Raw genomic sequence first — 20,317 nt, 5'->3', positions numbered from 1 at the left:
ACTGTCTTTCGAGCTGATTTGTCTCTTTAGAACGGACTAGTTTTCTTACACGTTTGAAAAATAGAATACGGTAGTCTTCCTTTCTAGGCTACTTAATTTTTCAAAGGATGTGTGCTAAAATAAAGAGATACATTTACCCATATGAAATAGAAAGAGAACGGAGTCGTTTAGAGATGAAATTATTAGCCATTGACGCTTCCAATCAAGCGATGAGCGTCGCTGTTTTAGAGAATCAAAAAATTATTGGAGAGCTAACAACAAATATAAAAGGCAACCATAGCCAACGTTTAATGCCTGCCATTGCTGGATTGATAGCGGAAGTTGGTTGGAAGCCGGCTGATTTAGATCGTATAGTAGTTGCGCAAGGTCCTGGATCTTATACGGGATTACGCATCGGAGTAACGATTGCTAAAACATTAGCTTGGACATTAGGAAAAGAAATTACGGGTGTCTCAAGTTTAGCTATTCTAGCGGGTAACTGCGAAGAATCAACTCATTACTTGGTTCCTTTATTTGACGCAAGACGGGGCAACATTTATACGGGTCTGTATAGATGGGAAGTTGGAGAATTGGTTCAAATTGAGCCAGATACACATGTTTCGGCAGAAAAATGGGCTAGTCATTTAAAAAAATTATCCGGTACGATTGAATTAATTGGAGAAGATCGAGTTTTGCACCAACAGACTTTCGAGCAGGTATTAGGAGATCGAGTAGTAGCCGCTTCTTTGAAAAACCATTTGCCTAAGGGAAGTGTTGTCGGTTTATTGGGACTAAAGAAAAAACCTGTAGATGTTTACACACTGCTGCCTCATTACTTAAAGTTAGCAGAGGCGGAGGAAAATTGGCGTAAAGAACACCCAGATCAGCTGGAGGAGTCTTATATTGAAAAGATTTAAAGAGTGGTTTGATAGACAAAAAGCTCGTATCAGTAAAAGTAATAGACTGCAAAAAAGTACTTTAGCTGAAAAAGTCCAGTTTCCAAAGTCAATGGTTGAACTGGATGATGGACAGTTCGTTGAATTAAGGATCGCGATAGAAGATGATATTGCCGATATTTTGCGTATTCAGAAATTGAGCTACAATGGAACGACTCCCTGGGGTGAAGGAGCTTTAAGAAGAGAGATAACACATAATAAAAGGGCCTTATACTTGATTGTTAGAGATGAAAAAGAAGCTGTAGCGTTTATCGGAACGTGGTTTGTTGATGGTGAGTCACACATCACAAATATTGCCGTTGTTCCAGTAAAACGAAGAAATGGGATAGCTTACTTGTTAATAAAAAAAGTCATTTATTTAGCCGTACAACAAAAGATGGATAAAGTCAGTTTGGAAGTAAGAGTCTCAAATAAACGAGCACAAAAACTGTATTTAAAAATAGGATTTAAAAAAGTTGGAATAAAAAAAGGGTACTATGCTGGCGATCATGAAGATGCGTTAGAGATGCGTTTACCACTTTTAAGAATGTGAGGAAAATATGAGTTCATGTAATGGTATAAAGAGAAAGATTGAGATTATTTTTCCAGAAAGCACAACGATAACGAGTCAAGAACTTTATGACAGTGCAGAAAATAGTTACTCTAATGGCTCGCCTTGGACAATTGGAAGCTTTCAAACAGATTTAGAAACACCTTTAGCAGGATATGGTTTAGCTATGAAAGAGGAAGAAATTATTGGATTTATCGGTTATAGGCATTTTTTAGGAGAAGCAGAAATCACTAATTTCGGTGTACGAAAAGAATACCAACAACAAGGGATTGCAACGGATTTAATGTTTGCCTGTTTAGCTTATTTAAAAGAGCAAGGAATGAGGCAACTCTTTTTAGAAGTTCGCTCATCCAATCAAGCAGCGCGACTGCTTTATCAAAAAATTGGTTTAGTTAAAGTTGACATCCGTAAAAATTATTACCATAATCCAATTGAAGATGCGATTGTAATGCAATACATGGAATAAATTAAAGAATAAAAATGTAAAAGAGAAAGAGTGAAGGCATGGAGTCTAAACGAAATTTAATTTTAGCGATTGAAACAAGTTGCGATGAGACCAGCGTTGCCATCGTTCAAGATGGGCATTTGCTATTATCTAATATTATCGCATCACAGATTAAAAGCCATATGCGCTTTGGTGGAGTAGTCCCTGAGATTGCTAGCCGTCATCATGTGGAACAAATAACACAATGTATAGAAGAAGCTATGATAGAAGCAGAAGTCACATACAGTGATTTAGCGGCTATCGCGGTAACTAATGGTCCAGGTTTAGTAGGGGCTTTGTTGATTGGTGTTAATGCTGCCAAAGTATTAGCTTTTGCACATAACTTACCGTTGATTGCGGTTAACCATATGGCAGGTCATATCTATGCGAATCAATTAGTACAGCCGCTAATTTTTCCATTATTGGCATTAGTTGTTAGTGGTGGACATACAGAACTAGTTTACATGCAAGAAGATGGCGATTTCAAAATCATCGGCGAAACACGTGATGACGCAGCTGGCGAAGCTTATGATAAAGTCGGCCGTGTATTAGGTTTGCCATATCCTGGTGGGAAACGAATCGATGAGATGGCGCATGAAGGTCAAGATACTTATCATTTCCCACGTGCTATGTTAAAAGATGATACCTATGATTTTAGTTTCAGTGGGTTAAAAAGTTCTTTTATTAATATGGTTCACAACGCAGAGCAAAAAGGGGAACAATTGAATCCTGAAAATCTAGCAGCTAGTTTCCAAGCAAGTGTGATAGACGTATTGGTCAGTAAAACACTTCGCGCAGCTAGAGAATTAGAAATCAAGCAATTAGTGATGGCTGGTGGTGTTGCAGCCAATAAAGGATTAAGAAGTGCTTTGACTAAAGCTGTCAAAGAAGAACTTACAGACGTGGCATTACTTATTCCGCCACTTGCTTTATGTGGCGACAATGCAGCAATGATTGGTGCAGCTGCTTATATTAAATTCAAGCGAGAAGAGTTCAGTGGATACGACTTAAATGCACAACCTGGACTTTCTTTTGACCATTATGACGAGAGTTAACTAAAAACACGACTGGATTTTAAAAAATCCAGTCGTGTTTTTTAGTTTTCTAATTCTTCTAAAGCGATACTTTTTTCTTCCCATTCAGTTGCTAATACATCATTTTCTGTATTTAATTTAGTCAATTGCACATTTATTTCTTGAACTTTAACATGATTACCAAATACCTCAGGATCAATTAATTGGACTTCTATTTCCTCAACTTGTTCTTCAATTTCAGCCATCTTCGTTTCTAACGCTTCAATTTGACGCGAAAGCTGTCTAGCTTTCTTTTGTGTTTCTTTATCTATTTCGCGGTGATTCTTACTTGTTGCAACAGGTTCAAGAATAAGCATATTTTTTTCTTGTTCTTCTAGAGCTAATAATTTTAATTCTTCTTGTTCGGCTTTTTTTTGAACGTAATAATCATAATCACCAAGATAAAGCGTGCTACCATCTGGCGACAGTTCAACGATTGAAGTAGCTAATCGATTGATAAAGTAACGGTCATGTGAAACAAATAAAAGTGTTCCATCAAAATCAATTAAAGCATTTTCTAATACTTCTTTGCTATCGATGTCTAAATGGTTGGTGGGTTCATCAAGGACTAAGAAATTGTCACGATTCATAGACAATTTTGCTAGCGCCAATCGAGCTTTTTCTCCACCGCTTAAGTTAGTAACGGATTTTTCAACATCATCGCCAGAAAATAAAAAGCTGCCCAAGATACTGCGGATATCTTTTTCGGGAGTCGTCGGATGACTGTCCCATAACTCACCTAAGACGGTTTTTCTAGAATTCAAATTGGCTTGCTCTTGATCATAATAGCCTAAATCGACATTTGTCCCAATTTGTTTTTCTCCTTGGATTAAAGGTAAATCATCAATTAACGACTTTAATAAAGTAGATTTTCCGATACCATTTGGTCCAACCAAAGCAATAGAGTCATATTTACGAATATCTAACTCAATAGGCGAAGACAAAATCTGATCTTCATAACCAATCGCTGCGTTTCTTAAAGATAAAATGACATTTCCACTTTCTTTTTCTGTTTGAAAACGAAAGTGAGCAGACTTTTCATCACCTTGAGGACGATCTATCCGGTCCATTTTTTCTAGCTGTTTACGCCGGCTTTGCGCACGCTTAGTAGTGGAAGCTCGTACTAAGTTACGGTTAACAAAATCTTCTAGTTTTGAGATTTCAGTTTGTTGTTTCTCGTATTCTTTCCATTCTTGTTCAAGATTAGCCGCTTTTAAGTCAAGATATTTAGAATAGTTGCCTTTATAATGTACCATTTTTTGGCGGCTGATTTCATAAACTTCGTTGACGACTTTATCTAAAAAATAACGATCGTGCGAAACAATGAGTAAAGCTCCTTGGTAAGCTTGTAAATAGTTTTCTAACCAGTTAAGAGTTTCGATATCTAAGTGATTAGTCGGCTCATCCAAAATCAGTAAATCTCTTTTTTCTAATAATAATTTTGCCAAAGCTAACCGTGTTTTTTGTCCACCAGATAATTGGCGAATGTTTTTTTGATAATCTTCTTCATAAAAACGAAAACCATGTAAAACAGAACGGATTTCTGCTTCATAACCAAAGCCATTAGCTAACTTAAAATCGTGCTGTAACTGGTCGTAGCGTTCTAATGTTTTTTGATATAAGGCTTCGTCAGCTAAAAGTTCAAGGTCGCCAAGTTGCAATTCAATCTTTCGCATCTCTTTTTCTAGTTGAATAACGGGTTCAAAAACCGTTAACATTTCATTCCAGATGGAATCATTTGAATGTAAACCAGTGTTTTGTGCAAGATATCCAATGGTTACTTGTTTGCTTTTAATGATTTGTCCAGCATCAGGTTGCTCAATTCCAGCAATCATTTTTAATAGAGTGGATTTCCCAGCACCGTTTCGGCCAACTAAAGCAATTCTTGAATTTTCTTGAATCTCTAAATAAGTATTTTCAAATAAGACATCAGCTCCAAAATAACGAGCGACGTGTTGAACTTGTAATAAAATCATTTTATTTCCTCATTTCATTATTCTCCACTCTAGTTTATCATATAACTGTAGGTTCTGATATTACTCCAGTAAATAAAAAAAACACTTCACAAGCAAGTTTTTTTAGTGCTTTATAATGAGACATAGTGAGAGAAACAGCAAAGCCAGTTAAGAAAATAGACTATATTTATTCAGAAAAAATGCTATAATAAGAACGTTGAGCTGAAAAGTTTGTGAAATTCCATTTGTTAGTATATACTTGTGAAAACATTAAAGCGAAAGTTAATGATAAAATATAACGGAGGAACAAGATGAATAAACCAAAAGTACCAAAAGCAACAGCAAAGCGCTTACCTATTTATTACCGCTATTTGCGTTTTTTGCATGATGCAGGTAAAGACCGTATTTCTTCAACAGAATTAAGCGAAGCAGTAAAAGTCGATAGTGCAACCATTCGACGTGATTTTTCTTATTTCGGAGCTCTAGGGAAAAGAGGATACGGTTATGATGTAGAAAATTTGATGAACTTTTTTAGTAAAACATTGAAACAAGATCGATTAACCAATGTCGCCTTAGTTGGTGTGGGTAACTTGGGACATGCTTTATTAAACTATAATTTCCATCAAAGCAATAATATGAGAATTAGTGCAGCTTTTGATATCAATGAAGACTTGATTGGGAAAATATTAAGTGGCGTCCCTGTTTATCCAATGAGCGATATGATTGAACAACTTAAAATCCAACAAATCGAAATCGTTATTTTAACAGTACCGACTAAAGTTGCCCAAGAAACAGCGAATGAATTACAAAAAGCTGGTGTAAAAGGAATTATGAACTTTACACCTATTCGCATCACTGTACCAGATGACATGCGTGTACAAAATGTTGATTTAACGAATGAATTGCAAACCTTGATTTATTTCTTGGATCATTATAAAAAAGAAGAACCAAAATTAGAAGAAGAATAAAAAAGGCGATAAACCTATTCGGGTTTATCGCCTTTTTTTATTTGCAAATAAATTTCTAATAATTTAGATGCACGCACAAAATCGCTGGTAGCAAATAGAACAAATAAAACTGGGAAAAGTCCCCAGCCTTCAGTGCCTACAGAGTTAATCGTAAACCAGATGAAGACAATAGACATAATGTAATTAAAAACAATTTGTAAGATAAAATTTTTGCTATTCATAGACAGTTGAAATTCCTTTCTCTACTAACCTTGTTTATTACTGGAATAAATTGAGTAAAACGACGCTGGTATTCATTAGAACGTGTGCAATAATTGGCGTAGCAATATTCTTTGTTTTGACATAAAGATAAGAAAAAACAAATCCCATTGACGAATAAAGTAAAATATGGCTATCTGCATGGATAAAAGCAAATAATAAAGAACTGATTACAGCTGCGCCTACAACACCCGTTAAGTCGTAAAAAAAGCCGAAAATAACTTTTCTAAAAACAAATTCTTCCATAATAGGTGCCATAATAGAAACAATAATGAGGTAATAAGGGTATTTACTAATTGTTAATAAAAGATTTTGTGTGTTGGCGGACTCCATCGTTAAGCCTAGTAATTGTGATTCAATGAGCGTTGCGATAAACTGAGCAGCAAAAGCCATCAGTGTTCCAATTAATCCCCACATCACAACTTCTTTCCAAGGGGCCGAAGTACTTAACGTTAGACTGTTCCTAATCGTTGACTTTCGATTTAGCACCAGCATAACTAGCGCACCTGCAGTAAAAGAAAAAATAGAGCCATAAATTAAGGCTTCTGTTTGATAGGTTTTAGGAGCTATAGCTAAAATTAAAACGGGCAAGAATTGAGCTACGATGTAAGTTAATAGAATAGAAATAGGTGTTTCTTTTATTCTTTTTTTCATAACTGATGTTAAACCTTCTTTTTTAGAAGCAACAAACTTCTTTATTTAAATTCTTGGTATTTGCTTATTTATTGAGAAAAGAACTAAGGTTTCTCGATAATCAAATAAGTTTCATTTGCCAGTATAACATAAGATACATCCAAAGAGGTAGAGTAATATCTGATTTCATTTCTAGAAAATGAGAGATTTCAACATAAAATAAAGAAATTTTTATTCTCAAAGAGTTAAAAGGCTTGCAATTAAGAGTGAAGTTGCTTATTATAAAAGAGTGGTTTAGCACTCTTCTAATAAGAGTGCTAAACAGGAAATAGGATAAGAAAAAATGGAGGGATTTACGTGTTAAAACCATTAGGAGAGCGTGTCATTATTGAAGTCGCAAAGGAAGAAGAAAAGACTGTCAGCGGGATTGTTTTGCCGGGTTCAGCGCAAGAAAAACCTCAGACAGGTTCAATCATTGCAGTAGGTGAAGGACGCATACTAGAAAACGGAACAAAAGTTGACTTATCAGTAAAAGTTGGCGATACCATTTTATTTGAAAAATATACAGGTACAGAAGTTAAATACGACAGCAAAGAATTTCTTGTCTTGAATGAGCGCGATATTATCGCAATCGTTGAGTAAAATAAACGAATAATGTGTTATTAATCGAGTAATAAAAATTTTGAAGTTAATTCATCTTAGGTTACACAATAATGGACAAGTTTAAAAGATTTCTCTCTGACTTGTCTAAATGAATATAAAAACAGACAAGTATAGGATAGTTCACATTAGACTTGTCTAAAAAAAATAAAAATGGACAAGTAGCAACTGACTAACGTCAGACTTGTCCATGTAGACTGATTAGTGGATAAACGGACTGCTTTCATTCTTTAACTTGTCCACCTTTTTAGAGTTCTGATTGAAACATGCCGAGAGAAAAGCTGTTTCATGCGGTTCTATTCAAAAATGAAGATAAACAACTAAAAGCAACACAACTAAACGAATGAGGTGAAGTAGAAATGGCAAAAGATATTAAATTTTCAGAAGACGCTCGTGCAGCAATGTTACGTGGTGTGGATATTTTAGCAGATACTGTCAAAGTAACATTAGGACCCAAAGGAAGAAACGTCGTACTTGAAAAAGCATACGGCTCACCATTAATCACAAACGATGGCGTAACCATTGCAAAAGAAATCGAACTAGAAGATCATTTTGAAAATATGGGAGCCAAACTAGTCGTTGAAGTGGCTTCAAAAACAAACGATATTGCTGGTGACGGAACAACAACCGCTACTGTGTTAACGCAAGCAATCGTTCGTGAAGGTATGAAGAACGTCACAGCTGGAGCAAACCCAGTGGGCATTCGTCGCGGAATTGAAATCGCAACAAAAGTAGCTGTAGAACAATTAATAGCTATTTCTAAAAAAGTAGAAACCAAAGAATCAATCGCACAAATTGCCGCAATCTCATCTGGAGACAGTGAAGTTGGACAATTGGTTGCAGACGCAATGGAAAAAGTCGGTAAAGATGGCGTCATCACAATTGAAGAGTCTAAAGGGATTGAAACTGAATTAGACGTTGTTGAAGGGATGCAATTTGACCGCGGTTACTTGTCACAATACATGGTAACCGACAACGATAAAATGGAAGCTGTTTTGGAGAATCCATATATCTTAATTACGGATAAAAAAATCTCAAACATCCAAGATGTCTTGCCTTTATTAGAACAAATCTTGCAACAAGGTCGTCCACTTTTAATTATTGCAGACGATGTTGATGGTGAAGCATTACCAACGCTAGTATTAAATAAATTACGTGGCACGTTCAACGTTGTAGCTGTAAAAGCGCCAGGATTTGGTGATCGCCGTAAAGCGATGCTAGAAGATTTGGCTATTTTAACCGGTGGAACAGTTATTACAGAAGATTTAGGACTTGAATTGAAAGACACAAGCATCAATGAATTAGGACATGCAGCTAAAATTGTTGTCACAAAAGATTCAACGACAATTGTTGAAGGAGCAGGTTCTTCAGAGACTATCATGCAACGTGTTTCTTTATTGAAAGCCCAAGCTGCTGAAACAACATCTGATTTTGATCGCGAAAAGTTACAAGAACGTCTTGCTAAACTTTCAGGCGGAGTAGCTGTTATTAAAGTTGGAGCAGCAACAGAAACAGAATTAAGAGAGCGTAAACTTAGAATTGAAGATGCCTTAAATGCAGCTCGTGCAGCAGTAGAAGAAGGAATCGTATCTGGCGGAGGAACAGCCTTCATCAATGTTCAAGCAAAAGTTGCCGAGCTTGAAGAAGAAGGAGACGTCGCTACTGGTATAAAAATCGTGTTGCGCGCTCTAGAAGAGCCTATCCGTCAAATCGTAACAAACGCTGGTTTAGAAGGCGCTGTTGTCGTTGAAAAAATGAAACAAGTTGAAATGGGTATTGGGTTCAATGCCGCAACAAATGAATGGGTCAATATGATTGAAGCTGGAATTGTTGATCCAACTAAAGTTACTCGTTCAGCGTTACAAAACGCAGCAAGTATTGCAGCACTGTTATTAACAACAGAAGCTGTTGTCGCTAACCAACCAATGCCAGATGCACCAGCTGGAATGGGAATGGATCAAGGAATGGGCGGCATGATGTAAGAAGAATTAACTCTTTGGCACCAAAGAATTAAATTGTAAAATAGCTACTAGAAAAGACTTTTCGTAAGTTTATTAACTTACGAAAGGTCTTTTTTTCTTGTATAGTGATCTTATTTTTTTATAGAAGATTTTAGACTAGTGATTATGGTAAGATTGAGTAGGTTATAATAAAAAAATAGTACGTAATTCACTCTAATAATGGTAAGAAAGTAAGCGCTAAAGAACTAAACTAGACTGGTTTAGAGTGAAAGAAACCAATTCATCTTATCTCACTAATTAAGAAAGAAAATACGCACCAACGGTTGTTGGATACATACGGAGGAATAAATATGATTACATCAGATGAAATAAAAAGAAGATTATGGGACGGTGCCAATGAGTTACGAGGGTCAATGGATGCCAGTCGATACAAAGATTATATGTTGGGACTCATGTTCTACAAATTTTTAAGCGATAAAACAATCGATACATTTAGAATGACGAGCGGTATGAAACAACAGACCGAAAAAGAAGTGATTGAAGCTTATCATGAAAACTACCAACAATATGGAGATCAACTTGTAAAGATGATTTCTGATGTTCTTGGGTATTATGTTTTACCAGAACACTTATACCAAACGTGGATTAGCGCTATTCGTACAGGTGAATTTGAAGTTCAAAAAGTAACTGATAGTTTGAATAATTTCGAGAGAACAATCGCTATAACAGGTGATTCAGATGACTTTAAAGGATTATTCTCAAGTTCTACTCTTGACTTGACAGATACGGCTTTAGGCAGCAACTTAAATGAACGAAATAAAAATATAAAAGAATTGGTTTTACTCTTTGCTGATTTGAACATGGTTGCCTTGCAAAAAGGAGACGTATTAGGGAATGCGTATGAATATCTAATTGGGCAATTTGCAATGGAGTCTGGAAAGAAAGCAGGGGAATTCTATACTCCACCACAAGTAAGTGAAGTTATGGCCCAAATTGTTGCTAAAACAAAATCAATTAAATCGATTTATGACCCAACAGTTGGTTCAGGCTCACTTTTATTAACGGTGAGCAAATACTTATCAGAAGATGAGAAGAAAAGATTAGCGTATTATGGCCAAGAAAAAAATACAGCAACCTATAACTTAACTAGAATGAATCTCTTGCTTCATGGTGTACGCCCAGAGAAAATGACGATTAGCAATGGCGATACACTTGCAGAAGATTGGCCAGAAGACCCACAGCGTCCTAATGATGGTGTACAATTCGATGCAGTCGTAATGAATCCGCCATACTCAGTAAAGAATTGGAATAAATCAAATTTAAAAATCAGTGATCCACGGTTTGAAGTCGCAGGAGTTCTACCGCCTGATTCAAAAGGGGACTATGCCTTTCTTTTACATGGACTGTTCCACTTAGGTCAACAAGGAACAATGGCGATTGTCTTGCCTCATGGGGTGTTATTCAGAGGAGGATCAGAAGGCGAAATACGTAAACGATTATTAGCGAAGAATTATATTGATACCATCATTGGTCTTCCAGACAAATTATTTACAAATACAGGTATTCCAGTTACAGTACTTATTTTGAAGAAAGATCGCCCACTTGGCGCACCTGTATTGATGATTGATGCTTCTAAAACATTTGTAAAAGAGGGGAAGCAAAACGTTTTACAAGAAAAAGATATTGCTAAAATCGTAGATGCTTACGCGACGAGTAGTGAAGAAGTCGGTTATAGCCACTTGGCAACGAGAGATGAAATTATAGAAAATGACTACAACTTAAATATTCCACGTTACATTGAAACAATTGATGGAGAAGTTTCACATGATGTAGATGCACACTTATATGGGGGAATTCCTTCTAAAAATATTACAGAATTAAAGGTATTACAAGAATCTGTTCCAACGATTATCAAGCAAGCGCTGAAAGAAGTTCGTAGTGGATATGTTGAACTAACAGAACCAATAGAGGCATTAACAAAAAAAGTGTTGAATGATGATCATGTTAGTCAAAAATCAAAAGCAGTTGAGCAACAATTAAAAGTTTATCTAGATAAGTATTGGGAACTATTAAAAACAATCGATGACGTAAATGGGGTTACTGAACTTCGTGATGCGATGTTGCTAGAGATTAAGGAATTACTATTAGCGTTCAAGCACATAAATGAATACGATGGTTACCAAATTATTGCTGAAATCTGGAAAGAAAAATTAACTGAAGATGCAGAGATTATTGCTTTGACTGATTTCTATACTGCTGGTCGCACTCGAGTACCATTAATGGTAACGAAAGGCACAGGCAAGAAAAAACGAGAAGAACAAGACGGTTGGATAGGCAGTATCGTATCGAATGACTTAATCAAAAAACAGTTATTTTCTGAAGATGTTGTTACAATAGAAGAAAAAGAAGCAGGACTTTCTGAAGTTGAAGCGGAATTAATGGATTTAGTCGAAGCAGCAAAAGTGGAAGATAGTGACGAAGAAAGTGCGTTGAGTGAGGTGTTGAACGATAAAGAAGATGCTTTCACAATTGGTTTAATTCGCTCGTTATTAAAAGAAGCTACAAAAGGAAATACAGACTATACGTTATTGAAAAAAGTTGAAGACTTATTAAACGGAAAAACGAATTTAAGTCGTGAAGTAAAGAAATTAAACCAAGAATTAAAAGAAGCAACTGAATCACGTATCGAAACGTTAACGAATGAAGAAATTGATAATCTTATGTATGAAAAGTGGTTTGGTTCTCTGGTTTCTAAAGTGATGCGCTTAGTTGAAAATCCTTTAACCGAAGAATTAGCCGTATTAGAACAACTACAAAATCGTTATTCTGATACGCTAACTACATTGGAAGAAGAAGGAAACCAATTAGAGCAAGAGTTAGAAGAGATGATGCAGCAATTGGTGGTGAATGAGTCTTGAATAAGAAAAAATTAGTTCCGAATAGAAGATTTGAAGAATTTAATAAGAAATGGGAAGAAAGAATATTAAAAGATTTTCGAGATAAAAATCATAAGTATTCATATACAGGTGGGCCTTTTGGTTCTGATTTAAAGTCAGAGGATTACACGAAAAAAGGCGTTAGAATAATTCAACTTCAAAACATTGGAGACGGTATTTTTTTAGATAAGTATAAAATATATACCTCTGAATCAAAAGCTAAAACACTTTCATCAAATTTAATTTATCCAGAAGAAATAATTATTGCTAAAATGGCCGAACCATTGGCAAGAGCAGCAATTATACCTGGAAACTATACGAAATACTTAATGTCTTCAGATGGGATCAGGTTAAAAGTAAATACACAAAATTATCACACGTATTTTATATTAACATTAATCAACGATTTAAGATTTAGGAAAAAGGCTTTGCAAAATTCAACTGGAACAACTAGAAAACGAATTGGACTCGTAACATTAGGAAATTTATCATCTTACCTCCCAAATTATAGGGAACAACAAAAAATTGGTGAGTTTTTTAAGCACTTAGATCAAATGATTTCTCTCGAACAGCATAAGTTAGAAAAAAAAAAAGCTTTGAAATCTGCTTATCTTGTTGAAATGTTCCCAGCTGAGGATAAACCAGTACCAAAAAGAAGGTTTCCAGGATTTAAAGAGAAATGGATTGAAAGCAAGTTAAAAGATATTTCCGAAATAGTAGGTGGTGGTACACCTAGCTCTAATAAAGAAGAGTTTTGGAATGGGAACATCGATTGGTATTCACCTACTGAAATTGGAAATGAAATTTATGTTGATAGTAGCGTTAGAAAGATTACTGAAATTGGACTTGAAAAAAGTTCTGCAAAGATACTCCCAGCAAATAAAACAATTTTATTTACTAGTAGAGCTGGAATTGGTAGTATGGCGATACTAAAGAATTCGGCTTCTACAAATCAGGGATTTCAATCTATCATTTTGAAAAGTGAAATTGATACTTATTTCATTTATTCAATGGGATATTTGATTAAATCATATGCAATTAGTAAAGCATCGGGATCTACTTTTTTGGAAATATCTGGAAAAACTTTAGGTGAAATGCCTATATTCGTACCAATATTCGAAGAACAACAAGCAATAGGTGAGTTCTTCAAAAAACTAGACGATAAAATCACGAACCAACAACAAAAACTAGATAAACTAAAAGCAATGAAGCAGGCTTATTTACAAGAAATGTTTGTGTAAAAAGGTGGGATGAAATGAGTAATGCACCGAAAAATGTATCAGAAGCAGGCTTTCAAGACCGTTTTGTAGAAAGATTGCACCGATTTAAATGGGAATCGCCTGAAGAATTAGATGGAACAAAACTAAAAGTAACGACCAAAGACTTAATCAATCATTGGCGTAGTGAATTAAATCGGATTAACGTGGATCAACTGGAAGGTATTCCTTTAACGGACAATGAATTTAGCCAAGTGATGGCTCAAGTGGATAAAATTGCCAATAGTTTTGAAGCAGCGAAATTATTGGCGATGGAAGGATCTAAAGGTAAAATAGATGGTATTTACCGAGATGCGGATGCACGCGTGACAAGAGAACAAATTACGCTCACTATCTTCAAAAAGGCACAAGTAAGTGGCGGAGATTCCAGCTACCGTATCGCAAGAGAAGTAGCAACTCCCAATGGCAACCGTTTTGATATAGTTTTACTAATCAATGGGTTACCGCTTATTAATATTGAACAAAAGCGTGCAGATAGAACCTTGGATGAAGCCTTTAGTCAATTTGAACGGTATTACAAAGAGGGAGAATATACGAAGAATTTCATGGCCTTTTCACAAATGATGGTCATTACTTCTGAAGTAGCCACTCGTTATTTTGCTACACCTAAAACGGTTCTTGATTTTAACCCGAGCTTTTTATTCCACTGGGCAGATCAAGACAATATCCCGGTTAACAATTGGGAAGAAGTTATTGGTCAATTTTTGATGATTCCAATGGCGCATCAAATGGTCGGAGATTATTTAGTTATTGATCAAGCAAAAGAGGAAGAAGACCGGCGACATATGCTCATGCGTTCTTATCAAGTTCATGCCTTACAAGCCGTTGAAGGAGCAGCGTTTGGCTGGGATAATGAAGAACGAATTCCTCATGGTGGTTTCGTGTGGCATACAACCGGTTCAGGAAAAACGATTACGAGTTTTAAAACGGCCCTCTTTCTTTCGACACGAGCGGGCTTTGATAAAGTCGTCTTTCTTTTAGATCGTCGTGAGTTAGATAGCCGGACAAGCGAGGATTTTAAAGCTTACGCGGCTTATGAATCGGTTTCTGTCGATGGGACAAAACATACTTACGGACTACGTAAAATAATGCATTCATCCAATAGCGGTATCGTTGTCACAACCACATTCAAGCTAAATAGTTTAGTGAAGGATTTGATTGAGGCAGATGATACTCATTTAGCCGATAAGCGAATCGTATTTATTATTGACGAAGCACATCGGACAACAATGGGACAAATGATGGGGACCATTAAAGATTATTTTGGTGCGAATAGTTTATTTTTTGGCTACACAGGAACGCCACTGTTTGATGAAAATCAAGCTAAAGGAAAAATAAATCAAAAAAGTGAAGTCATTGATACAACAGAAAAATTATTTGGTCCACTGGTTCATCGATATACGATTGAAGAAGCGATTGCTGATAAAAACGTTTTAGGCTTTCACGTTGATTATATCAACACTGGTGAATTTAGTAGTTACGAAGACTTGAGAGAACAGTTAATCGATCTGCTAAAAGAAGAGCATCCAGAAACCGAAGAAAGAACAATAGAAAGACAAGTACAAGAATTAACTGATTTAGAAGTTGAAAAAGCAGCAAAAGAAGAAAGTCTGTTAGTGTATCATGATGACATGCACATCCCACGAGTAGTAGAAGAAATTTTGGCCCAGTGGGATGCTCAATCTCAAGATCGAACATTCAATGCGATTTTAACTGTTGCCTATAAAAAACGTGTGATGGCTTATTTTGACGAATTTAAAAAACAAATGAAAGAAAAAGATAGCCAATTGAATATCGTAATGACATTTAGTTTCGGTACGACCAATGAAGCAGAACGGATGGATCCAGCGATCATTGAAAACATGTTCAAAGAGTACGGCTTGTTTACTGGTATTGAGTTTGTAGTTGGCGATCAAAAACGTGGAGAAGAAGCCTATTTTGAAGATGTTATTGAACGAGCAGCTAAAGGAGGAAGTGGCCGTAACCCTAAAAATATTGACCTTGTTATTGTGGCAGATCAATTATTAACAGGTTATAACTCTAAACTGTTGAACACCCTTTATGTTGATCGCTCGTTGGGACTGCATGGATTGATTCAAGCTTATTCGAGAACGAATCGGATCTACGGTTCAACGAAAGAATTTGGAACAATTATTAATTTTCAATACCCTAAAATCACTGAAGAAATGGTTAATGTCGCTTTAAAACTCTATGGTAGTGGTGGGACGAGTAGTAAAGCGATTGTTGAGCCTTATTTAACAGCAAGTGAAAAATTTAAACTCTTACTGATTGATATGAAAGAGGTATTGCCTGACCCAACAAATTGGCAAGCCATCCAACCGTTAGAAGAGACAAATAAATTATTCGTACAAGCGTATAAAGAGGCTTCAGAACAATTTAACCTAGTTGAACAATATTATGAGTATCAATGGAATGATGAGGCGTTTGGAATGGATGAACGAACGTGGTTCTATTACATTGGTGCCTATCGCAACTTGTTAGTTGAAGAAGGGGGAGATTTGCCCTTACCTCCACCAGTTCCGATGCTAGCAGGAAAAACGAAATTAGCAGGGACACAAGTCATTGATGCCAATCATATCTTGAATTTAATTGGTTCTAAAACAATTTCAACTAACGGGAGACAAATTGTTGATACGGAAACGCTGCGTATTATTTACCAACAAATTGAAGAATTGAGTAATCTTGGTGAAAATGAACAAGCGAAATTATTGAAAGAGTTTGTCGTGGAAGAATTAGAAGCTGGAAAGATTTCAAGTGAGATTAATTTTGATCGAGCGTTTGAAGAGTGGAAGAATGATAAAAAGAAAACCTTTATTTACGGAGTTGCAAAAGAGTGGGGAGTAGACGGTGAGGTTTTTGAAAAATCTGTAGAGGCTTATTCACTCACTTCGCCAAAAGATATTCCGTTTATTGATGACTTAATAGGAAGTTTGGATTTTTCTTCTGCAACTAAAAAACAAGGAAGCAATCAACTGATGCACAACTTTGCATTGACACCCTATCTCATAAAGACTGTTCCGCAAATTAAAACAAAATTCAAATTATAAAACAAAATTTGGACCAGTATCGGTTACCTTTATTACGACTTAAGATTACTGAAACACTCGCATTTTTTCTGCGAGTGTTTTAAAGGGTTATCCTACTAAAAAAATGATTAGAATAAAAGAATTTCTTATGGGCTACACTCTACTCAGAGGGATTCTTTTATTTTTTATCTTTCAATTGATGTATTCATGCTAGTTACTAGGAAAGATGAAAAGACTATACGCTTTATATTAACAGGTTCCTTATTCTTTATTGCCATAATAATCATAAGCAAAATAGCCTGCTAATAAACCAAACGCAGCTCCAAAAGTAAGGATAAAGGATAATTGAAATGGAAAGAACAGACTGAAAACTAATCCAATCAGACAGCCAATGGTCCTAAAGGAATTAGGCTATCCAATAAAATTTGATCTTTTTTTGTTTTTTTCTTACCCAACGTTCCTTGTTTAGATTTCTTTTTAAGTCTAGTGATGACAAATAAAGCGATCCCACCTACAATTAATAAAGGCAATAAAATACCTATAATTTCTATAATGGACCCCATGTAAAACACCCTTTCTTAGTTGAATGAGTCTTCATTTACTTTTTGTACATTACTTTTGGTGAGCCTTTTCCATCAGTAACTAATAGAACTGTTTTCTAGGAAAGAGCTCTTTACAACTTACTTCATTTTATATTTTTCTTTAGGAGCGTTAGTCGGTATATATCCATTGTACCATCCAGATTACCTTAGTCTAAATTTAATCTTCAATACAAAAAGATAAAGTGGACTAGAATTTTTTCTATCGTTACAATCATTTAGCTTTTATTAGTATGCCTTTTCTTGTAACGAAACCTCATCGTGGTATGATTATAGGGAAATCGTTCATTAAATAAGTTGAATGCAGAAATAATTTTAGTAAACGATATTACTAACTAAATTAAAAAGTAGGAGGAGTAAAATGAAAACGAAAATTCAATGGAAGTGGGTTATAGGAGCATCAGTCGTATTTCTCTTATTCTTATCTTTTGTTCTGCCACAGATAGCTAGTTATTCAAGCGAAGCCATCGGACAATCGGAATCGCCAGATCAATCATTCCTTTACTCGGGTTCACAGTTATATGATTTAGCCGAGAGTTATGGCGAAGGAGGCAGAAAAACGTACATTTTATTAAGGTGGACGTTTGATTTAGTTTGGCCAGTTGTTTATACGTTGTTTTTAGTTGTGTGGACAATCAAATTAGTAGAGTACATCCCAGGAAACAAGCGAATGAGATACCTAGTATTCCTTCCAATCATGGCGGCATTTTTTGATCTTTTAGAGAATATCGGAGCAACAATTGTAATGGCAAGGTATCCCTTAGAGTCTGGCATCATCCAAACACTAACACCAGTAGCAACCTTTATAAAATGGAACATGGTTTTGGGATCTTTCCTACTCCTCCTATTTTTAATGATAAAAATCTTAATAGTAAAAATCAAAAAACGATTAAAAGACAAAAACTAGTAAAAAATTCTGTTTGAGCCTGACCAAAAAGCGCTGAATCCCATTAAGGGGATTCAACGCTTTTTGGTTTAGTATCATTCACTCATTAAAATTTGGGCAATGCTATTTCCTGGAATTTGTGGTGGCAACGAACGAGTTGTGACTGGTTCAGATACCAATAAAACTTTAACCGTTGTACCAGCCTTTATCTCTTCAATTAGTCGTTTTTCTTGAGTTTTTTCATCAAGAATAAAAACGCCTTCTGCTAAAAGAATGACTTCATTGAGCCGACCCCCGAAAGTTAGACCTGGAAAATCTAAACTTAGGGGGTTTTTGTATGGCAAAATATAGTTTCGAATTTAAGCTAACGGTTGTTAAGAGTTATTTAGATGGAGCTGGTGGATACAAGTTTTTGGCTAAAAAATATGGTATCCCAGGAAAAAGTGGATCCCAACTCAAAATATGGGTCGCTAATTATAGACAATTCGGTGAGGATGGGCTAATCAGAAGTAAAAAAGACAATCATTATTCTGTTCAATTCAAGATAGATACGATAGAGTTGTATCTAACTACTGAGATATCCTATCAGCAGCTTGCATTGAAGCTCAAGATAAACAACCCATCCTTAATCGCTAATTGGGTAAGGGCATTTCATGCCGAAGGCATTGAAGGACTCTCAAAACCGAAGGGACGTCCGGCTAAAATGAAAAATAAAAACACTAACCAACTAAATAAAAACAGCCCTATTAAATCTACTGATAAAAATTCAGAACGGATCAAAGAGCTTGAGAATCAAGTATTATCTTTAGAAATTCAAAATGCTTTTTTAAAAGAATTGCGGAGTCTGCAGACCGAGGAAAACCAAAATCAAACGAACCAACTGCAAAAATTATCTACAGACTCCGAGAAAAATTCCAATTAAAAGATATCTTAATGACTATTGATTATCCTAAATCAACCTACATGTATTGGCAAAAACGTTTTAAACAGAAGGATCCAGATACAGAGTTAAAGCAACTTATATTAGAAATACGGGACCAACACAAAGATTACGGTTACCGTCGTATAAAGGCAGAATTAAGAAATCGTGGTTTCGTTGTAAATAAAAAGAGAATTCAACGCATTATGCAGGAACTAAACTTACAAGTTACTTCTTTTTCTCGTAAATCACGTAAGTATAGCTCCTACAAAGGAACGGTTGGAAAAGTTACTCCTAATCGTATCAGCCGCAGATTTGATACAACTATCCCCTATCAAAAGATAACGACGGATACAACAGAATTTAAGTATTACGAAAATGATCCATCTGGGAATCTGCAGATAAAAAAATTATACCTTGATCCTTTTATGGACATGTATAATAAGGAGATAGTCAGCTATAAAATCACAAAACAACCGAATGGTATCACTATTATGGAGGCTTTAGCCGATGCTATTAAAGCAACTGAAAAGTGTCCATTTAGACGAACTTTCCATTCTGATCAGGGTTGGGCATACCAAATGAAGGCCTACGGCGCTGAGCTGAGAAAAGATAATATATTCCAAAGTATGTCTAGAAAAGGGAATTGTCTTGATAATTCTCCAATAGAAAATTTCTTTGGACTACTAAAACAGGAAATGTATTATGGAAATGTTTTTCATAGTTATAGAGAGCTGGAACAAGAAATCATCAAATATATTCACTATTATAATCACGATCGCATAAAAGAGAAGTTAAATTGGATGAGCCCAGTTCATTATCGGGAACATCATTTCTCTCCTTCTCTAGTAGCTTAAAAGCAAAAAAATAGAGTAGATTTCTCTACTCTAAATAAAGTCCAACTTTTTGGGGTCACTATACATCAAAAGAAAGGGATGAGTCTTTTTCTTTTGTTTGTTTGAGGTTACTTAAAAGCAGTTGCTGTTCTTCTTTTGACCCGTCTTCTTTTACCGTTCCACTGTATTCATTCGTTTCTTTTTGTTGTTTGCTCGAGCTAGTTGCTTGAGAAGAAGATTCAGCTTCATTGCTTGCTGTTTGGCCACAACCCATTAGAGTTGAGCCGATAATCGACAGGGTTGTTGCGAATAATAGTTTTTTCATCTTAAATCAGTCCTT

Annotated in this window: 19 protein-coding genes; 13 read left to right on the top strand and 6 right to left on the bottom strand. The window is 35.6% G+C overall.

The genetic code is table 11. The annotated features are described in order from the left end of the window. Positions 1–173: 173 nt before the first annotated feature. Genes tsaB through tsaD form a run of 4 tightly spaced genes read left to right on the top strand, consistent with a single transcriptional unit; the run spans position 174 to position 3,024 of the window. Positions 174–896 carry a tRNA (adenosine(37)-N6)-threonylcarbamoyltransferase complex dimerization subunit type 1 TsaB gene (gene tsaB / locus B9Y54_RS01685; protein WP_085558700.1) on the top strand — a complete coding sequence of 241 codons (723 nt, stop codon included), beginning with the start codon at positions 174–176 and terminating at the stop codon, positions 894–896. Continuing rightward, positions 883–1,467 carry a ribosomal protein S18-alanine N-acetyltransferase gene (gene rimI, locus B9Y54_RS01680; protein ID WP_085558699.1) on the top strand — a complete coding sequence of 195 codons (585 nt, stop codon included), beginning with the start codon at positions 883–885 and terminating at the stop codon, positions 1,465–1,467. Before tsaB ends, rimI (B9Y54_RS01680) begins: the two co-directional genes overlap by 14 nt. A 7-nt stretch (positions 1,468–1,474) precedes the next feature. After that, a complete protein-coding gene (gene rimI / locus B9Y54_RS01675) occupies positions 1,475–1,951 on the top strand; it encodes a ribosomal protein S18-alanine N-acetyltransferase (RefSeq protein ID WP_085558698.1) in 477 nt (158 codons plus the stop codon). A 38-nt stretch (positions 1,952–1,989) separates the two neighbouring features. Beyond that, a complete protein-coding gene (tsaD, locus tag B9Y54_RS01670) occupies positions 1,990–3,024 on the top strand; it encodes a tRNA (adenosine(37)-N6)-threonylcarbamoyltransferase complex transferase subunit TsaD (RefSeq protein ID WP_085558697.1) in 1,035 nt (344 codons plus the stop codon). A gap of 41 nt (positions 3,025–3,065) precedes the next feature. Here the strand turns inward: tsaD and B9Y54_RS01665 are convergent, their stop codons facing one another. Then, on the bottom strand, positions 3,066–5,018 hold the full coding sequence (locus B9Y54_RS01665; protein WP_085558696.1) for an ABC-F family ATP-binding cassette domain-containing protein: 1,953 nt from the start codon (positions 5,016–5,018) through the stop codon (positions 3,066–3,068). Positions 5,019–5,308: 290 nt separating this feature from the next. Here B9Y54_RS01665 and B9Y54_RS01660 point away from each other — a divergent pair, with 290 nt between their 5' ends. Further along, entirely contained in the window at positions 5,309–5,965 is a 657-nt protein-coding gene (locus tag B9Y54_RS01660) for a redox-sensing transcriptional repressor Rex (protein WP_085558695.1), read from the top strand. 14 nt (positions 5,966–5,979) lie between these two features. On the opposite strand, the gene B9Y54_RS01655 is transcribed toward B9Y54_RS01660, so the two are convergent. Continuing rightward, positions 5,980–6,186 (bottom strand): DUF4305 domain-containing protein, encoded by a 207-nt coding sequence (locus B9Y54_RS01655; RefSeq protein WP_085558694.1) that lies wholly within the window; start codon positions 6,184–6,186, stop codon positions 5,980–5,982. Between the two features lie 37 nt (positions 6,187–6,223). Then, positions 6,224–6,877 (bottom strand): CPBP family intramembrane glutamic endopeptidase, encoded by a 654-nt coding sequence (locus B9Y54_RS01650; RefSeq protein ID WP_085558693.1) that lies wholly within the window; start codon positions 6,875–6,877, stop codon positions 6,224–6,226. A gap of 336 nt (positions 6,878–7,213) precedes the next feature. Between B9Y54_RS01650 and groES the strand changes: the two genes are divergently transcribed. From groES to B9Y54_RS01625, 5 genes are all read left to right on the top strand, one after another. Then, complete coding sequence (groES, locus tag B9Y54_RS01645) at positions 7,214–7,498, top strand: co-chaperone GroES (protein ID WP_085558692.1); 285 nt, start codon at positions 7,214–7,216, stop codon at positions 7,496–7,498. Positions 7,499–7,875: 377 nt separating this feature from the next. Further along, a complete protein-coding gene (groL, locus tag B9Y54_RS01640; RefSeq protein WP_085558691.1) occupies positions 7,876–9,498 on the top strand; it encodes a chaperonin GroEL in 1,623 nt (540 codons plus the stop codon). 329 nt (positions 9,499–9,827) lie between these two features. Next, positions 9,828–12,395 carry a type I restriction-modification system subunit M gene (locus B9Y54_RS01635; RefSeq protein ID WP_085558690.1) on the top strand — a complete coding sequence of 856 codons (2,568 nt, stop codon included), beginning with the start codon at positions 9,828–9,830 and terminating at the stop codon, positions 12,393–12,395. Next, positions 12,392–13,654 (top strand): restriction endonuclease subunit S, encoded by a 1,263-nt coding sequence (locus B9Y54_RS01630; protein WP_085558689.1) that lies wholly within the window; start codon positions 12,392–12,394, stop codon positions 13,652–13,654. Before B9Y54_RS01635 ends, B9Y54_RS01630 begins: the two co-directional genes overlap by 4 nt. 14 nt (positions 13,655–13,668) lie before the next feature. Further along, on the top strand, positions 13,669–16,758 hold the full coding sequence (locus B9Y54_RS01625; protein WP_085558688.1) for a type I restriction endonuclease subunit R: 3,090 nt from the start codon (positions 13,669–13,671) through the stop codon (positions 16,756–16,758). A 359-nt stretch (positions 16,759–17,117) separates the two neighbouring features. Here B9Y54_RS01625 and B9Y54_RS12430 read toward each other — a convergent pair whose 3' ends face one another. Continuing rightward, positions 17,118–17,300, bottom strand: coding sequence for a hypothetical protein (locus B9Y54_RS12430; protein ID WP_200805343.1), 183 nt, complete (start codon positions 17,298–17,300; stop codon positions 17,118–17,120). Positions 17,301–17,697: 397 nt separating this feature from the next. Here B9Y54_RS12430 and B9Y54_RS01615 point away from each other — a divergent pair, with 397 nt between their 5' ends. Continuing rightward, positions 17,698–18,243: a hypothetical protein gene (locus tag B9Y54_RS01615; RefSeq protein ID WP_085558687.1), complete on the top strand. Its 546-nt coding sequence runs from the start codon at positions 17,698–17,700 to the stop codon at positions 18,241–18,243. Positions 18,244–18,317: 74 nt separating this feature from the next. Here the strand turns inward: B9Y54_RS01615 and B9Y54_RS01610 are convergent, their stop codons facing one another. Continuing rightward, complete coding sequence (locus tag B9Y54_RS01610; RefSeq protein ID WP_085558686.1) at positions 18,318–18,566, bottom strand: hypothetical protein; 249 nt, start codon at positions 18,564–18,566, stop codon at positions 18,318–18,320. On the opposite strand from B9Y54_RS01610, the gene B9Y54_RS12630 reads away from it, so the two are divergent. Beyond that, the gene (locus B9Y54_RS12630) at positions 18,560–19,144 is read left to right on the top strand and encodes a helix-turn-helix domain-containing protein (RefSeq protein ID WP_234987777.1); all 585 of its coding nucleotides are present in this window, start codon (positions 18,560–18,562) and stop codon (positions 19,142–19,144) included. The two genes, B9Y54_RS01610 and B9Y54_RS12630, sit on opposite strands and share 7 nt — an antisense overlap. Further along, complete coding sequence (locus B9Y54_RS12625) at positions 19,057–19,998, top strand: IS3 family transposase (RefSeq protein WP_338061328.1); 942 nt, start codon at positions 19,057–19,059, stop codon at positions 19,996–19,998. Before B9Y54_RS12630 ends, B9Y54_RS12625 begins: the two co-directional genes overlap by 88 nt. 58 nt (positions 19,999–20,056) lie before the next feature. On the opposite strand, the gene B9Y54_RS01600 is transcribed toward B9Y54_RS12625, so the two are convergent. Further along, complete coding sequence (locus B9Y54_RS01600; RefSeq protein ID WP_085558685.1) at positions 20,057–20,302, bottom strand: hypothetical protein; 246 nt, start codon at positions 20,300–20,302, stop codon at positions 20,057–20,059. Positions 20,303–20,317 lie beyond the last annotated feature (15 nt).

This window comes from Carnobacterium iners (assembly GCF_900177385.1).
In the GTDB taxonomy this organism is placed as follows: Bacteria; Bacillota; Bacilli; order Lactobacillales; family Carnobacteriaceae; genus Carnobacterium_A; species Carnobacterium_A iners.
The sequence above is the reverse complement of the archived record's forward strand: the minus strand, read 5'-3'. Positions and strand labels throughout refer to the sequence as shown.

Bases quoted from the DNA above. Each gene is read 5' to 3' on its own strand.
- tsaD (WP_085558697.1), top strand. From the start codon at position 1,990: ATGGAGTCTAAACGAAATTTAATTTTAGCGATTGAAACAAGTTGCGAT.
- B9Y54_RS01625 (WP_085558688.1), top strand. From the start codon at position 13,669: ATGAGTAATGCACCGAAAAATGTATCAGAAGCAGGCTTTCAAGACCGT.
- B9Y54_RS01655 (WP_085558694.1), bottom strand. From the start codon at position 6,186: ATGAATAGCAAAAATTTTATCTTACAAATTGTTTTTAATTACATTATG.
- B9Y54_RS01635 (WP_085558690.1), top strand. From the start codon at position 9,828: ATGATTACATCAGATGAAATAAAAAGAAGATTATGGGACGGTGCCAAT.
- B9Y54_RS01600 (WP_085558685.1), bottom strand. From the start codon at position 20,302: ATGAAAAAACTATTATTCGCAACAACCCTGTCGATTATCGGCTCAACT.
- tsaB (WP_085558700.1), top strand. From the start codon at position 174: ATGAAATTATTAGCCATTGACGCTTCCAATCAAGCGATGAGCGTCGCT.
- B9Y54_RS12430 (WP_200805343.1), bottom strand. From the start codon at position 17,300: ATGGGGTCCATTATAGAAATTATAGGTATTTTATTGCCTTTATTAATT.
- B9Y54_RS01665 (WP_085558696.1), bottom strand. From the start codon at position 5,018: ATGATTTTATTACAAGTTCAACACGTCGCTCGTTATTTTGGAGCTGAT.
- rimI (WP_085558698.1), top strand. From the start codon at position 1,475: ATGAGTTCATGTAATGGTATAAAGAGAAAGATTGAGATTATTTTTCCA.
- B9Y54_RS01650 (WP_085558693.1), bottom strand. From the start codon at position 6,877: ATGAAAAAAAGAATAAAAGAAACACCTATTTCTATTCTATTAACTTAC.
- groL (WP_085558691.1), top strand. From the start codon at position 7,876: ATGGCAAAAGATATTAAATTTTCAGAAGACGCTCGTGCAGCAATGTTA.
- B9Y54_RS01660 (WP_085558695.1), top strand. From the start codon at position 5,309: ATGAATAAACCAAAAGTACCAAAAGCAACAGCAAAGCGCTTACCTATT.
- B9Y54_RS12630 (WP_234987777.1), top strand. From the start codon at position 18,560: ATGGCAAAATATAGTTTCGAATTTAAGCTAACGGTTGTTAAGAGTTAT.
- B9Y54_RS01615 (WP_085558687.1), top strand. From the start codon at position 17,698: ATGAAAACGAAAATTCAATGGAAGTGGGTTATAGGAGCATCAGTCGTA.